This is a genomic window from Orenia metallireducens (assembly GCF_001693735.1).
Lineage (GTDB): Bacteria > Bacillota > Halanaerobiia > Halobacteroidales > Halobacteroidaceae > Orenia > Orenia metallireducens.
Genome location: NZ_LWDV01000005.1, coordinates 99,606 through 115,582, shown reverse-complemented (window position 1 = coordinate 115,582; position 15,977 = coordinate 99,606). Strand labels below are relative to the sequence as shown.

11 protein-coding genes are annotated in these 15,977 nt (G+C 31.5%); 3 read left to right on the top strand and 8 right to left on the bottom strand.

Going from position 1 to position 15,977, the window contains the following annotated elements:
• Nucleotide 1: 1 nt before the first annotated feature.
• From U472_RS01110 to U472_RS01090, 5 genes are all read right to left on the bottom strand, one after another.
• Nucleotides 2-1,303 (bottom strand): carbohydrate ABC transporter permease, encoded by a 1,302-nt coding sequence (locus tag U472_RS01110; protein WP_068714662.1) that lies wholly within the window; start codon nt 1,301-1,303, stop codon nt 2-4.
• 84 nt (nt 1,304-1,387) lie between these two features.
• A complete protein-coding gene (locus U472_RS01105; RefSeq protein ID WP_068714660.1) occupies nt 1,388-2,611 on the bottom strand; it encodes an extracellular solute-binding protein in 1,224 nt (407 codons plus the stop codon).
• 754 nt (nt 2,612-3,365) lie between these two features.
• Entirely contained in the window at nt 3,366-3,785 is a 420-nt protein-coding gene (locus U472_RS01100; protein WP_068714658.1) for a ferritin-like domain-containing protein, read from the bottom strand.
• Between the two features lie 135 nt (nt 3,786-3,920).
• A complete protein-coding gene (locus tag U472_RS01095) occupies nt 3,921-5,189 on the bottom strand; it encodes a patatin-like phospholipase family protein (protein ID WP_068714656.1) in 1,269 nt (422 codons plus the stop codon).
• A gap of 159 nt (nt 5,190-5,348) precedes the next feature.
• Nucleotides 5,349-9,125, bottom strand: coding sequence for a phosphoribosylformylglycinamidine synthase (locus tag U472_RS01090; protein ID WP_068714654.1), 3,777 nt, complete (start codon nt 9,123-9,125; stop codon nt 5,349-5,351).
• Nucleotides 9,126-9,365: 240 nt separating this feature from the next.
• On the opposite strand from U472_RS01090, the gene U472_RS01085 reads away from it, so the two are divergent.
• Entirely contained in the window at nt 9,366-10,562 is a 1,197-nt protein-coding gene (locus tag U472_RS01085; RefSeq protein WP_068714652.1) for a patatin-like phospholipase family protein, read from the top strand.
• A gap of 143 nt (nt 10,563-10,705) precedes the next feature.
• Nucleotides 10,706-11,590: a LysR family transcriptional regulator gene (locus U472_RS01080; RefSeq protein WP_068714650.1), complete on the top strand. Its 885-nt coding sequence runs from the start codon at nt 10,706-10,708 to the stop codon at nt 11,588-11,590.
• Nucleotides 11,591-11,605: 15 nt separating this feature from the next.
• Here the strand turns inward: U472_RS01080 and U472_RS01075 are convergent, their stop codons facing one another.
• Nucleotides 11,606-12,184, bottom strand: coding sequence for a LysM peptidoglycan-binding domain-containing protein (locus U472_RS01075; protein ID WP_068714648.1), 579 nt, complete (start codon nt 12,182-12,184; stop codon nt 11,606-11,608).
• 219 nt (nt 12,185-12,403) lie between these two features.
• On the opposite strand from U472_RS01075, the gene U472_RS01070 reads away from it, so the two are divergent.
• On the top strand, nt 12,404-13,210 hold the full coding sequence (locus U472_RS01070) for a GerAB/ArcD/ProY family transporter (RefSeq protein ID WP_068714646.1): 807 nt from the start codon (nt 12,404-12,406) through the stop codon (nt 13,208-13,210).
• A 597-nt stretch (nt 13,211-13,807) separates the two neighbouring features.
• Here the strand turns inward: U472_RS01070 and U472_RS01060 are convergent.
• Nucleotides 13,808-14,041, bottom strand: coding sequence for a DUF4351 domain-containing protein (locus U472_RS01060; protein ID WP_068714643.1), 234 nt, complete (start codon nt 14,039-14,041; stop codon nt 13,808-13,810).
• Nucleotides 14,042-14,057: 16 nt separating this feature from the next.
• Nucleotides 14,058-15,950 (bottom strand): methyl-accepting chemotaxis protein, encoded by a 1,893-nt coding sequence (locus tag U472_RS01055; protein WP_068714641.1) that lies wholly within the window; start codon nt 15,948-15,950, stop codon nt 14,058-14,060.
• Nucleotides 15,951-15,977 lie beyond the last annotated feature (27 nt).

The following is a 15,977-nucleotide window of genomic DNA, read 5'->3' as shown; positions in this document are numbered from 1 at the left end:
ATTAACTCAACTCCTCTTCTTTAAAGGAATTTGTTCTTCTGAATTGATAAATACTAAATCCTGCAACTACAATAAAGATAAGAATTGAAATAGCCGCAGCATAGTTCCATTTTAATCTATCTATAGTCAATTTATATACCCAAGAAATAAGAATATCCGTTCCCCCAGCACCTTGATAACCAAATTGAGGAGGATTACCATTATTTAATAGATAGATAATTCCAAAGTTATTAAATTGGAAGGCAAATTGCATAATCATCAAAGGAGCAATCTGTCTTAATACTAATGGTAATGTAATTCCTGTAAATTTCTGAATAACACTAGCCCCATCAACATCAGCGGCTTCATATAATGATTCTGGAATACTCTGTAAAACACCTGAACATAATGCCATAATAAAGGGGAATGATAACCATAGATTAACAAGTAATACACTTATTCTAGCCCACATAATATCTTCTAACCAAGGTACTTTATCTATACCAATAATCGCTAATAATTTGTTAACCTGACCAAAATTATAATTCAATAACCCCCTCCAAATCAACATAGAAACGAATGCAGGAATAGCCCAAGGAATCATCAAAATAGTCCTTAATATATTTCTTCCTTTAATATTCTTATGATTTAGAACAACAGCTAGAAATAATCCTAATGCAAAAATACTAACTGTAGATGATATTGTCCAAATAACTGTCCAAGAGAATACCTTAATAAAGGTCATTCTCCATGTAGATAAGGTCATAATATCTCTAAAGTTCTGCAATCCAACCCAATCAATTAATTTAGCAGGTGGAGAATGATATAAGTCATAGCTAGTAAAAGCTAATAGAACAGAGAAGATTAAGGGAAAGATAGTTGCAATAAATAACATAACCATACCTGGACTTATAGCAATATAGGGAAAACCAATTTCCATCATGTTCTTAATAGAATCTTTAAAACTAGGTACCTCTTCACCATTATCTATCTTTTTACCATTATTATATGCATCAACTATATTAAAAACATGAATACCTATTGCTACTACTAATAATACCACACTTACAATACCATAAATCATCATAAAAATAGAATGGTCTACTTCAGGATTACTTCCTAAAGTAATCAACCCTTTAATATTTTCCATAAAATATCCTGGGCTTTGGAACCAAAAAGAAATATAATAAAGAAGAAATATAGCTCCTTTTATATATTGCCCATTCAAAAATTGTCCTAGCCCCATAACTACAGCTGATAATATAGCACTGTTTCTTGCTTGATTACTACCTACTCTAACATTTGTGCTAGTTTCTGACCTCACAGAAAAACCTCCTTTTATTCATTATTACAAATTCTAGCCTTACATTTGATCAAATGTAAGGCTAGAATTATTTTTATTAAAATATTATCTCATCTGCATAATTCCTTCTTGAATCATATCAACAGTCATTGGCAATATAACTTCAGCTGGCATCTGACCATTTAAGATAAATGTCATAGCATTATTAGCTGGTGACCAAACTTGCATAAATTCAGGTGCATTTGGCATTGGAATTCCACGTCTAGCTTGAATAATAAAACCACTTATATCAGGATTATTCATTAATGCTTCGCTACCAACAACATCTTTATGTGGAACAAGAATACCATTAGTATCAAAGTGATCCATTGACATCTTAGAGTTAGTTACAAACTTGATAAAATCAGCTGCAAGTTCCTTATTTTTAGAGAACTTACTTAAGTAATATCCTTTTACAGTAAGGAAAGTTTGTGGATATTCTCCATTAGGTAATTTAGGCATTGGTGCAACAGCATAATTTACTCCAGCCTCTTTAATATCTTTAATTCTCCAGTCACCATTAAACATAGCCCCAACTTTTCCTTCACTAAATAACCCATTGATAGTATCTCCAGTAGTACCTTTAGGAATTAATCCTTCATCTCTAAAACTCTTAATTAATTTAGCAGCTTTAATACCACCTTCATTAGCCAATGTCATATTGGTAAAATTATAACTTCCATCAGCATTTTTTCCAAAGGGATATGCACCATATGCATTGAAAATAGCTCCACTATAGTAGAAATTATTAGCTTCAAATAAGAATCCATATTTATCCTGTCTTGCATTAGTTAACTTCTTAGCTTTTGTAATCAATTCATCAAAAGTCTTAGGTGGTTCTGAATAAAAATCTTTATTATAAATCATTGCAATACTCTGGAATGCATATGGTAATCCATAAAGTTTTCCATTATAAGTTAATGCCTCAACAGAGTTTTCTAAAAAGTTCTCTTGAGCGTAACCTGCTGGTAAATAGCCATCTAAAGGTTCAATTAACCCCTGAATTACAGCTCTACCAAGCTTATCATGGAACCATCCTACAACATCAGCACCCTTTCCAGAAGGACCATCTAAAGCCAACCTTTGTGCTTGATCTATTTCTGGTACACTTTCAATTTTAACTTTTACACCAGTCTTTTCTTGATAAAGTTCAGCAGCCTTTATCATCCAATTTGTCTCATCACCATTACTTACCCATACAGTTAACTCTTCTGCTGCAAATGCAAATGGGGAGACTACTCCAAGAGAAAGAGCAACTATAAGTGTTAATACCAATATCTTTTTTTTCATCAATAATTCCCTCCTAATTTTATTTAATTAAAATATTAAAACCTAAAAACTTATTTCTTAACTTACAAAAAATACTATATATAAATAAAATAAACCCCAATAAATTAAATAAATACCATTTGGTAAAGCGATTGCACAACGTAATTTAACCCACTACACTATACAATATCTCCCCAAGGGTAAATAACTCTTTAACTTATTGGGATTATTATCTTATTAGAATTATCTTAAATCACCTTATATCATTCAGTTGTAAACTATATCTTATTTCCTTATTTTTATTATCTTATCATAAAAAATGAATAATTACTATGCTTATATAAATAAAACCCACCAATAATTGTATCTAACAATCATTGCCGGGGTGCTTGTAAACTTATACAATCTTGCCCTTAAATTTTAATAGTTTCACTATAATTATAACTATAACTATATATACTGTCAAGACATATTATTCTAATTATAATATTTTATTTGATAACTTATAATAAATTTTCAAAAACAATCTAATATGACTTTAATTACTAATTTCTATATTTATAATAATATTCCTGCTTAACTTTCTTTTTTTATAATTTTTTAATATAAATTACTAACTAAGTTACTTTATATTATTTAAAATAAATACTAATCAATGCTACAATTTAAATCAATATTTATACAGAGAATCATTATTAAAGAATTTTTTACAAAATACAAATAAAAAGAGGGTTTTTTCCTCTTTTTATTTGTATTTTATTCAGTTTTTAAGTTATTATCCAAAATATCTATCTAACATACCCTTTAACATAGCAGCATGTCTAGCTTCATCTTTAGCAGACTCATTAAAGACATCATTAGCTGCATCTAGATTTTCTTCTTTAGCAGTTACAGCAGCCTTATGCTTCATCTTATTAGCACCTTGCTCTCCTTGTAGCATCTTCTCAATGTTCTCTTTTGTAGAAGCAGAAATTTTACCATTTAATTCAGCAAATCTAGCTGCATGTTCAGCCTCTTCTATAGCTATTCTCTTTAATACTTCTGCTACCTCAGGATATCCTTCTCTTTGTGCCTGACGCGCCATAGCTAAATATAATCCTGTTTCTTGAGTCTCTCCTTTAAACTGTCCATCCACAACCTTTTCTAACTCTGTCCCTTTAGTTGCTCCTAATTTGTTTTCAGTTACAAAATCCATATCAAATTCCTCCTTATATGTATTTACTCTTTAATCAGTATTAGTAATTGTTACTGATAATAGTATATTATTTTTATATAGGTTTGTCAAGGGGTTTAAAAAAATAACAGTGATTATTATTATCAAAATAACAATCTATAAATTATAACAAGAATCAGAGATCAAACCATACTCTAATAGCCTAACATCATCTTTTTGGCGTTTAATAAAAGAGAAGATACCCTTTAGTTTGAGTGAACATATTTTATCATTATTTAGTATATCCAGGAATGCGTTGGGGTTATTCTTAAAATTGAGTATTATCGCCTTATCATTAGCCCTAATTTGGCTATAACGATATTCAATATTCTCCTTGTCTTGATTAATAACTGTAAATCTTTTGTTCAACTTTTGAGCTACAAAATAGGAGAATAGATAATCATCACTATCAAAAGAAATTATAGTATCAAAAGAACTAATTTCTATCCTAAATTTCAAGAAATCTATCATCTCTTCAGCAAATTCCTCTAGCTCTATAAGAGTCCCTTTTATATTATCTATATCCTCTATCCCTTTAAAAGTGGCTATTCCCTTTCTTAAACGCCTGTCTTTAAAATATTCCAGTTTTTTCTTAGCATTAGTATAGCCAGAGTTATATAACCAGTCCTTATCCTCCTTGCCCAAAGAAAAATCTGTAGCTCTAATCTTGCCTGTAGGAATAGCTATAATATGAGACCTAGATAACTCAATCTGCCTTTGTTCATTTACTATAATAATCATCTCCATTATCGCAGATAGATATTCAATAAAACCATTTATCTTTTTCGCTCTATTTCCTACTTCTTCTACTAGCATAAATCCTAAGCAAGGTAGACGTGACCGATTAAAAACCTTCAAAGGTAAATTATTCATTACACCACCATCAACATAGAGATTAGATTTATAGTAATAAGGTACATATAGGACTGGAATACTCATTGACATCCTTACTGCTTCTGCAACTGATACATTAGGAGTATAACCTTTAGAAAAAACCTTGGGTCTCTTATAATTAACATTAGATGCTATAATATTAACATCTTTATCAAAATCTTTAAAAGTTCTAATTCCTCTAGAAGCTAATTTAGACCTCATCCACTTCAAAACACTCTTACCTTGATATAAACCATAATTTCTAGCTAATCTGATTAAAGAGAAGTTATCCTTAAATTCATCAAAGTCATGCTCATACATAATTGCCTTTAGCTCTTCACAATTATAGCCTGCACCATAAAGTGCTGCTATAATAGCCCCTGCTGAACTCCCTGCAATCCCTACAATCTCAATATTATCTTCCTCCAAAGCCTTAATTCCACCCAAATGGGCTATTCCTTTAATTCCTCCTCCACTTAATGAGAGATTAATCCTTAATTTATTTATCTTCACCACCTCCTAGATAACCGGCTACCTTATAATCAATATATAGTTATAGCCCCTTCTTTGTTATATGTACTTTCTGGAAAATAGTACTTATTACAAAAAGTTAATATCATAAATTAAAAAAGAGACTACAGATTAATCTGTAGTCTCTTGCAATTTCACTATTTATTTTTTAAAATACTCTACCCCAGCTTTAAATAACATCTGGTCTTTCTTACCAATTATATTCTTAGATACATTAGTTCCGATTCGTTCTGAATGTCCCATCTTACCTAATACTCTACCATCAGGACTTGTAATACCTTCTATAGCATAAACTGAACCGTTAGGATTAAAGGCTATATCAGAACTTGGATTTCCAGCTAAATCTACATATTGAGTAGCTACCTGCCCCTTAGCAAAGAGTTCTTTAGCAACCTCTTCACTAGCTACAAAGCGACCTTCTCCATGTGATACGGGAATTGCATGAACATCCCCTAACTCAACATTGGCTAACCATGGTGATTTATTTGATACTATCCTTGTATTTGCGATACATGATACATGGCGTCCGATTGTATTATAAGTTAATGTAGGTGCATCCTCTGTCAATTCTCTAATCTCTCCATAAGGTACTAAACCTAACTTAATTAAAGCTTGGAAACCGTTACAGATACCTAGCATTAATCCATCTCGATTATTTAATAGGTTCATTACCGCTTCTTTAATCTGAGGATTTCTAAAGACTGTTGCTATAAATTTACCAGAACCTTCAGGCTCATCTCCTGCACTAAATCCTCCTGCTAACATTACTATCTGAGAGCTATTAATTGACTCTGCCATAGCTTTTATTGACTCTTCTATCTGCTGAGGCTTTAAGTTCTTAAATACTAAGGTCTCTACCTCTGCCCCTGCTTGCTCGAACTGTTTTGCTGTATCATATTCACAGTTTGTTCCAGGGAAGACTGGTATTAAGACTTTAGGCTTTGCCACCTTAATCTTGGGTGTATAAATCTCTTCTACTTTATATGGCTTGAACTCATAATCTTTAGTATCTTCCTCAGTCTTAGTCTTATATATCTTCTCTAAAGGTTTCTCCCAAGCATTTATCGTTTCATCGATAGCTAGTTCTACACCATTAACTTTGATAATTTCTTCATTATTTGTTGTACCTAAGACTTCATACTCTACTTCTCCAAATAACTCTGCTAAATCTTCTGCTGCTTTTACTTCTAAAACAAGTGCTCCATAATCTGGAGTAAATAACTTATCGTCTTCTATTTTGCTTTGGAATGTAATACCTATCTTATTACCAAAGCTCATCTTAGTTACTGCTTCTGCGATACCACCTAAAGTTATTGCTTGAGCTGCTAAGACTTTTCCTGCTTTAATTAATTCAGTTACTTTGTTGTAAGCAATCATTAATTTATCAAAATCAGGCATTTCAGCTGTATCTTTCTCTACTGGTAGATAAACTAGCTGACTATCAGTATCTTTAAATTCTGGTGAGATAACATCATTTACATCTACTGTATCTACTGCAAAAGATACTAATGTTGGTGGTACATTAATCTCATTAAAGGTTCCTGACATACTGTCCTTACCACCAATTGCAGGTAAACCAAATCTCTTTTGGGCATAATAAGCTCCTAATAATGCACTAAAAGGTTTACCCCATTTAGAATAATCATTATTTAATCTTTCAAAGTATTCTTGGAAGGTAAATCTAATTTTCTCATAACTTCCACCAGTAGCTACTACCTTTGCTACTGATTCAATTACTGCATACAAGGCTCCATGGAATGGACTCCAAGTGGATAGCTTTGAGTTGTAACCATGACTCATAATAGTACCTGTAGTTGTATCACCTTCTAACATAGGTATCTTAGCTACCATACTCTGTGTAGGGGTCAATTGATACTTTCCTCCAAAAGGCATCAGTACAGTCCCTGCCCCAATTGAGCTGTCAAATTTTTCTACTAATCCCTTTTGACTACAGACATTAATATCTGAGATATTCTCTAACCATTTTTCTTTTAAATCCTTCCCTGCTGATAATCTCGTCTTTATAGCTGTTTTAAAGTAGCTTTCTTCTTGAGGCTTCTTAACTACTACTTTAGTTTTTTGAGTTGCACCATTGGTATCTAAGAAGTCTCTACTGATATTTACTATATCATTACCTTGCCATCTCATGATCAATCTTCTATGACCTTTGACCTCTGCAACTACAGTTGCTTCTAAGTTCTCTGTCTCTGATAACTCTATAAACTTCTCTACATTCTCTTTATCTATTACTACAGCCATTCGTTCTTGGGACTCAGATATAGCCAATTCTGTTCCATCTAACCCTGCATACTTCTTTGGTACAGCATCTAGATTAATCTCTAAAGCATCAGCTAACTCACCAATTGCTACTGATACACCACCAGCACCAAAGTCATTACAGACCTTAATCATCTTACTTACCTTAGGATTTCTAAATAATCTTTGAATCTTTCTCTCGGTAGGTGGGTTTCCTTTTTGTACTTCTGCACCACACTCTTCAATCGACTCTTCTGTATGGGCTTTTGATGAACCTGTAGCACCACCACAACCATCACGCCCTGTCTGTCCACCTAAAAGGATGATGATATCTCCTGGCTCAGCAGTTCCTCTAACAACATTCTCCTTAGGTGCTGCTGCTACTACTGCACCTATCTCCATATGCTTAGCTAGATATTTTTCATCATAAATCTCTTGTACCATTCCTGTTGCTAGTCCAATCTGGTTTCCATAGGAACTATAACCATGGGAAGCCTCTTGGGCTATCTTCTTCTGTGGTAACTTACCTGGTATTGTCTCTTCTATTGGAGTTCTTGGGTCTCCACTTCCTGTAATTCGCATCGCTTGATAGACATAAGAGCGACCTGATAATGGGTCACGAATAGCTCCACCTAAACAAGTTGCCGCTCCACCAAAGGGCTCAATCTCTGTAGGATGGTTATGAGTTTCATTTTTAAACATTACTAGCCATTCCTCTTCCTCACCATCAGCATCGACAGGAACAACTATACTAGCTGCATTAACTTCATTAGAGACTTCTAAGTCCTCTAACTTACCATCTTTTCTTAACTCTTTCATCCCCATTAAAGCGATATCCATCAAACAAATATCCTTCTCTTTACCCTCATAAACTACTTCTCTTCCTGCTAAATACTCTGCATAAGCCTCAGCGATTGGCTTAGTATATTTATCCTCTTCTATCTCTACATCCTCTATCTTAGTTAAGAAGGTTGTATGGCGACAATGGTCTGACCAGTAGGTATCTAATAATCTGATCTCTGTAATTGTAGGATTTCTCTGCTCTGTATCTCTAAAGTATTTTTGAGTATGGAGTAAATCCTCTTTACTCATAGCTAGTCCCAATTCAGCTAATAAATTCTCTATACCTGCTCCATCAGCTTCAATGAAACCATCAATTATCTCTATTTCTGTTGGAACTTCATACTTCATCTCTAAAGTTTCTGGCTTTGCCAAATCTGCTTCTCTTGAATCTACAGGATTAATATAATATTCTTTAATCTTCTCTATCTCTTCTACTGTTAAGTCTCCCTTTAATACAATTACCCTTGCTGCTCTAACAATCGGCTTTTCATCATTATTTAATATCTGCATACACTGCTCTGCTGAATCTGCTCTCTGATCATATTGTCCTGGTAAATACTCTACTCCAAAGGCTGTCTCTGATTGAGATAATTCTAACTCTTCTTCAGATAAATTGTCTACCGTCGGTTCTGATAAGATTGTATAACATGCTTGCTGATAGGCTTCTTCCGATATATTAGAGATATCATATCTATTTACTATTCTAACATTTTCTAAATTTTCTAGCTGTAAGCTTTCTTTTAAATCAGCTAATAGTTGTTTAGCTTGTACATTATATCCTTCTTTCTTCTCTACATAAACTCTTCTGATTTCGGACATGATGGAACCTCCTTATTTATTTTAAGTTCAAAAGATTTCATTTTTTTACTCATTTATATTAACTGAAATGCTTAATTTAATCTATCAACTGTACACTTACATTATAGTATGATATCATTAAGTAGTAAAATTAATAATTCTAATAATATTGATTAGGAGCGCTTATATCTAACTAAATATTAATTATAAATTTTTTTGAAAAATCAAAGATTATAATAAGAATAATAGGAGGTGGCATTGATGTATGGTCTTGTTTTAGAAGGTGGCGGTGCTAAAGGTGCTTATCATATTGGAGCCTATAAAGCGATCAATGAATTAGGTCTAAATATATCTGGAATTTCTGGAACTTCAATCGGAGCTATTAATGGTGCTTTAATCGCAGGTAAAGATTTAGAGTATGTCTATGATCTATGGTATAATTTAAAGCCTTCTCAAATATTTGATGTTAATGAAGAAGTAGTTAAAGAATTAAGAGAGTTTAATTTCAACCAAAAGAATGTAAATTATATGATTAATAAAATAAAAGAAATTTTTAATAATGGGGGAATAGAATTAAATAAAATTAGATCCTTTCTTGCAGAGAATATCAATGAAAAAAAGATTAGAAATACTGATATAGATTTTGGAATAGTTACCGTTAATATCTCTCAAAAAAAAGCAATGGAACTCTTTATTGAAGATATACCCAAAGGAAAATTATTAGATTATTTAATTGCTAGTGCCTATCTGCCTACTTTTAAAATGGAAAAGATAGATGGTGACTTATTTCTAGATGGTGGTTTTTATGATAATCTCCCTATAAATTTACTAGCCAAAAAAGGATATAAAAAGATTATTGCAATTAGAACCTTTGGAATAGGACGAGTTCGCAAAATAAAAAATAAAGATCTAAAAATCACTTATATCTCTCCTAATGAAGATTTAGGAAGAACTCTTGATTTTGATCAAGAACAAATAAGATATAATTTGAAATTAGGCTATTTTGATACTCTTAAAGTTTTTAATGACTTAAAAGGAAAAAAATATTATCTTAATGTTGATAAAAAAGAGAAAGACTATATAGAACTTTTACTAAAACTTAATCAAGAGCAACTTGCAAGAATAGGAAAAATATTAAATATAAAAGGATTAACTGGCTATAGAATGTTATTTGAAGAAGCTATTGCTAAGCTAAGTGTCTTATTAGACCTTGATGAACAGAGTAATTATGAAGATATTCTTTTATCTTTATTAGAATTTATAGCTGAAAAAATTGATATAGAAAGATTTAAAGTTTATAACCTTGATGATTTTATAAAGCAAATAAAAGAAGCTTTTCCTGAAAATAAAATACTAGAAAGTAATAATATTCCCAGCTTTATTAAAGATAATAAATTATTATCACGGACTGTAAAAGATGCATTATTAGAAGATATAATTACTGTAATTTTTAATTAAACTATCCTACTATCCTTATATATTATTTTTAATTTTTAAATCTAAATTACATAAAAAAATAACACTTAAACTAAAGTTTTGATATTTATCAATATACTCTTATAATTGATAATTCTAATACTATTGATTAGAGGTGCTTATAAATGAATATTAACTATGAACTATACAAGGTATTTTATTATGTAGCTAAATATCTTAGCTTCTCAAAAGCTGCCGATGAGCTATTCATCTCCCAGTCAGCTGTTAGTCAGAGTATTAAATCTCTAGAAGAAGAATTGAATACTTCCTTATTTATCAGAAGCACAAAGAGAGTTAAACTTAGTAAGGAAGGAGAAATACTATTAAAACATATTGAACCTGCCCTTAATTTAATTAAAAGTGGTGAGAGAAATATTCAAGAGATTAACTCCTTTGAAAAGGGACAGATACATATTGGAGCAAATGATACTATCTCTAAGGATTTCTTGTTACCTTATCTGAAGAAATTTCATCAGCTTTATCCCCAGATACATATCCAAATTACTAATAGAACATCTAGTACCTGTGTAGAGCTATTAAAACAAGGTGCTATTGACTTAATCATCACTAACCTTCCGAATAATAAAATTACAGATTTTATGGAGGTTAATGAAATTTTTATTTTCAAAGATATTTTCATTAGCGGATATGATTTTAAAGAACTTCAAGGAAGAGAGATTGAGCTTAAAACTCTAGCTGATTATCCTATTTTAATGTTAGAGAGGAAGACAACAACAAGAAAATTCTTTGATGAATTAATGGAAAAATTTAAGGTTGAGATTACTCCAGAGGTAGAGCTAGGAAGTATCGACCTCTTAATTGAAATGGCTAAGATAGGATTAGGAATTTCCTTTGTACCTAACTACTGTATCAATAGAGATAATAGTGAAATATTTAAAATAGACATAAAAGAAAAACTGCCAGAACGAAAGTTGGCAGTTGTGACTAATAAGAATATTCCTTTCTCTATTGCTAGTAAGAAATTTATAGAATTACTCATTGAAATTTAGTATTATAAAAGTATTTTATCTTTTACATTCCCCTACTGTTCCACCTAAAATCGGATTACTTCTTACACTAGTTTCAAGATCAAAGGTAAGGATAGTAACTGTACTTTCTGGGAAAGCAAAAGGATTGACAGAAATAATCCTTGTACCTGCCCAAGTCGGTTCTTGTTCAAAAGGGGCTGTCTCTCTTAATACAGCAGAATATTCTTGTCCTTCAATAGTTATTGAACCTATATAAGTATCAAAATCACCTATCGATTTAGGAGAAGGGAGTCCTGTTGCTGCAAAGGTTAAGGCATAATTACCTCCATCTATTCTTTGTATAAGAACTACTCCACCAGCAATTGCAGGTAGAGCTACATTTGCTTCTCTGGATAAAGTTAAGACTATTGCACATTCTTTAGTACTATCTACTTTAGCAGGAATACAAATTAGCTGCCCCACAAAAATTTTATTGGGGTTTTTAATTTGTGAGTTTGCCTTAATTAACTGCTCAACTGTAAGGTTATACCTATTAGCTATCTTAGATAATGTATCACCTGCTTGGATAGTATAATACTCCCCTTCACAAATAACATCTTTTCTATTTTCACTCATTTTTATCACCTGACTATGAGATATTTCTTTATTTATATGCTTCTTCTTTTAATTTCGATACAATCATCTTACTTTTTTAAAAATTAAAAGATAGAATAAAAAAACCTTAATTAAAAAATTAAAATAATTATTCAATAACCCAACTAAATTGTCATCAATTATATGTATTTTTTATTAATAACAAATACGTATAATTATTAATGATAGAGGTGGATAGTAGTGAAAGAAAAGATAAGTAATTATCAAGTCTTCTGGCTAAACTTAGCAATGATTATGCCTACTTTTGTTTTAATAGTCCCAAAAACCTTAGCAGAATCAGATAAATTAGGTTGGGTCTCTGCTATATTTTCTGGAACTAGTACAGGGTTTCTTCAATATCTTTTATTAAAATTAAGCTTTGATTTTTCCAACAAAAGTGTTATTCAAGATTGTATGGCTTTACTTGGTTCCATTATAGGAAAGATAATTATTTTACCCTATATTTTTGTAATTTTATTGGATACTACTTTAATTCTATATGAGATTGTTATATTTATTAAGGTTGTTATGCCTAGATCTTCTTATATAGTAACATCAATTGCTTTAGCACTTTTAGAAACCTATGCAACTTATACTGGAATTGAAAATTTAGCTAGATTAAGTGTAATAGCAATGTTTATAATGATAGCCAGCACAGTACTTATACTGATTATTACAATTTTTTATTTTGATTTATTTAATTTCAATCGTTTAAAACCAATAGTATTTAATTTTAAATCAATAGTTAGAAGAAGTCTGGTTTCATCTGATTGGTTTAGATTAATATTAACTCTTCTATTAATATTTAAACCTTACTTAAAAAATAAGAATGGTACAATTAAATCTAGTTTATTAGGCAATTTACTTATTCAATTAATAATTGTTATTCTATTTATTTTCTCTATTGCTGTTTTTGAAATCAATTTAACTAAAAATTTAAGTTTTCCTTTTTATAATCTGACTAAATCAATCACAAGAGGTAGTGAAACCATCGTCTTTTTCATGTGATTGATTGCAACTATAACAAAATTAGGAATCTTCTATTTTGCCTCTACTTTTTTAATTGCTAAATTATTTCAAATAAATGATTATAAAAGAATATTTATTCCAGTTAGTTGGTTACTGACAGCTTTATCAATATTTAGTTTTAATATTTCCAATCCTACAGAAGTTATATTATATTCAACAGTAGGCAACTTAATAGTATTTTATATTCCAACTTATATAATTTTAATTGTATTCTATTTATTAGCAAAAGATAATTAACTTCAGACTCTATATTTAAAATATGACCAATAATATCGTTCAAGCAACTACAAAGAGCTAAGAACTATTGATCTCTTGATTAAAATAATAAAGATAAAACTGGCAATCCCTTTTGTTTCTGATCATTGTATCAATAAAAACATTAATAAATTATTTAAAGTAGATATAAAAAAGAAATGCCAGCACAGAAGCTGGCAGTTGTCACTCCTAATAAGAATATTCCTTTTTCTATTGCTAGTTAGAAGTTCCTTTGATTAATGCTTAAAACTTGAGAAGGATAACTATATATTAATTTTACACATTGTGATAATTAAATTTTAATATAAATAACACTAACCTCTAATAAAGATATTTTTCTAGCTCCTCAATCTCCTTTATATCTATTATCTTCTCTAGTATAATATCTAATTCCTCAACCTTTTTATTTTCTATCACTCTTACATATTCTTCCTCTAAATCTCCAAATTGTTTTAATAACAACCTTAAAACTATCTTTCTAGTCGTCCTTTCTTCTCCAATCTTAATCCCTTTTTCTACTCCTCTTTCTTCTACAAGCTTAAGGGCTTTGAGCATACTCTCTCCTCCCTTATTAAACCTTGAATCTAGCAACTAAACTCTGTAGCTCTTCTGCTATAGATGCTAGCTCTTGAGAAGAATTGGCTATTTCAACAGACATATTCTTTATGTCTTCAGAAGCATTCATTACATTTGTAGTCTCCTCATCTAACTCTTGAGTTGACATAGCAGTCTCTTCGATTTGAGCTGAAGTCTCTTCACTAGCACCTTGAATTACTTTAAAGACTTCACCAGTCTTAATGGCAATTGCTTCTCCTTCCTTCGCCTTATCTTCCACATCTTTAATTGCTTCAAAGCCTATCTCTACATTGTTCTGCGTTTGATTAATTAAACTAGAAATATTATCGGTAGCCTTAGTAGTCTCCTCAGCAAGCCCTCTAATCTCTTCAGCTACTACTGCAAAGCCTCGACCATGTTCCCCAGCTCTAGCTGCTTCAATGGCTGCATTTAGTGCTAAGAGATTGGTCTGTTCAGCAATATTGGTAATTAATTCTACGATCTTACCAATCTCTGCAGAGTTCTTCTCTAAAGCAGTTACAGCTTCTACTGTTTTCTTTACAGCTTGATTAATCTCTTGAATACTATTGATAGTATCCTCAATATTTTCAGTACCAGCTTCAGTCTGTGAGCTACTCTCTTGAGCAAAGGCAGTAACCTCTTGAATACTACCTGAAATCTGATCAATATTAGCCGCCATTTTTTTCATCAACTCATTACTACCTTCAATACTGGCACTTCCCTCTTCAGCACTAGCTGATAGCTCTTCACTTTGAGCAGATAGATTCTCTACCGCTTCTAAGATATTAGTAATCATCGCTCTAATACTCCTACCCATTGTGTTCAAAGAGCTGGCAATCTGAGCTACTTCATCATTAGAAGCTATTTCAAATTCAACTCTAAAGTCACCTTCACCGAACTTATCTATATCCTTTGCTAATTTTCCAATTGGCTTTGCTATACTATTACCAACCAGATAAGAAGCAAGAACCATTAATATGACTATGATGGATATTATTAAGATAACCATCTTGATTAATCCCTTTGTTTCCTTCAACATCTCTGCTGTAGAGATATCAACCCCTAAGCTCCAGCCCGGTGTATTAGGGATTGGACTATAAAGCACCTGATGCCTCTCTCCATTAGGCATAATAGCCTCTCCACTACCACTTTTGCCTGCTATCATCTTCTGACCTATCTCTTTTAGTCCTTTAATATCAGTTTCATCTTTTAAAATATTAGCTTTCATTACTACTTCATTATCAGGGAAAGCAATCATCAAACCATTATTATCAATCGCCCAACCAAAGCTTCCTTCTCCTATTTTGATCTCAGTTATTCTCTTAGAAAATTCCTTCAGTATAACAGGAAATCCAAGTACTCCTATAGTTTGCTCTTGATCATTCTTAATTGCCTGGGCTATCATAACTATAGGTTCTCCTGAAGCTTTAGAGATAATAGGATCACTTATAAAGGTATCCTTTCCTTTCATTATCTCTTGAAAGTAATCTCTGCTACTAAAATTCATCTTAGTACCATTAGGCAAATACCCATATCCTTTATTGTCTAAAATAAAAGGACTTTCATATGCTATATCGCTCTCCTCTTTATCTTTAATTAATTCTTTTTTAGCTTCATTCCAATTCATAGATCGAACTACTTCTTTTTGAGCAATATTACTAATCTCTTTTAAAATTCCATCCATCAGCTCTCCTAGCTCTGCAGACCTTGCCTTTACAATATCTTGAGACATATTTGACACTAGAGGTACCAGTTTTTTATTTAGCTCAAAATGCAAAAAGGCTCCCATAATCGCTAGTGAAATAATACTGATGCTTACAAAAGAGATTAAAATTTTCTGCTTTATACTCTTAATTTTTATCTTGTCTTTAATATTCTTGATTTTCATTTTATCCCCACCTTAGAAGATTATCTT

Excerpts from the sequence above, each read along its gene's own strand:
- U472_RS01105 (WP_068714660.1), bottom strand. The coding sequence starts at position 2,611 with ATGAAAAAAAAGATATTGGTATTAACACTTATAGTTGCTCTTTCTCTT.
- U472_RS01100 (WP_068714658.1), bottom strand. The coding sequence starts at position 3,785 with ATGGATTTTGTAACTGAAAACAAATTAGGAGCAACTAAAGGGACAGAG.
- U472_RS01090 (WP_068714654.1), bottom strand. The coding sequence starts at position 9,125 with ATGTCCGAAATCAGAAGAGTTTATGTAGAGAAGAAAGAAGGATATAAT.
- U472_RS01085 (WP_068714652.1), top strand. The coding sequence starts at position 9,366 with ATGTATGGTCTTGTTTTAGAAGGTGGCGGTGCTAAAGGTGCTTATCAT.
- U472_RS01080 (WP_068714650.1), top strand. The coding sequence starts at position 10,706 with ATGAATATTAACTATGAACTATACAAGGTATTTTATTATGTAGCTAAA.
- U472_RS01075 (WP_068714648.1), bottom strand. The coding sequence starts at position 12,184 with ATGAGTGAAAATAGAAAAGATGTTATTTGTGAAGGGGAGTATTATACT.
- U472_RS01060 (WP_068714643.1), bottom strand. The coding sequence starts at position 14,041 with ATGCTCAAAGCCCTTAAGCTTGTAGAAGAAAGAGGAGTAGAAAAAGGG.
- U472_RS01055 (WP_068714641.1), bottom strand. The coding sequence starts at position 15,950 with ATGAAAATCAAGAATATTAAAGACAAGATAAAAATTAAGAGTATAAAG.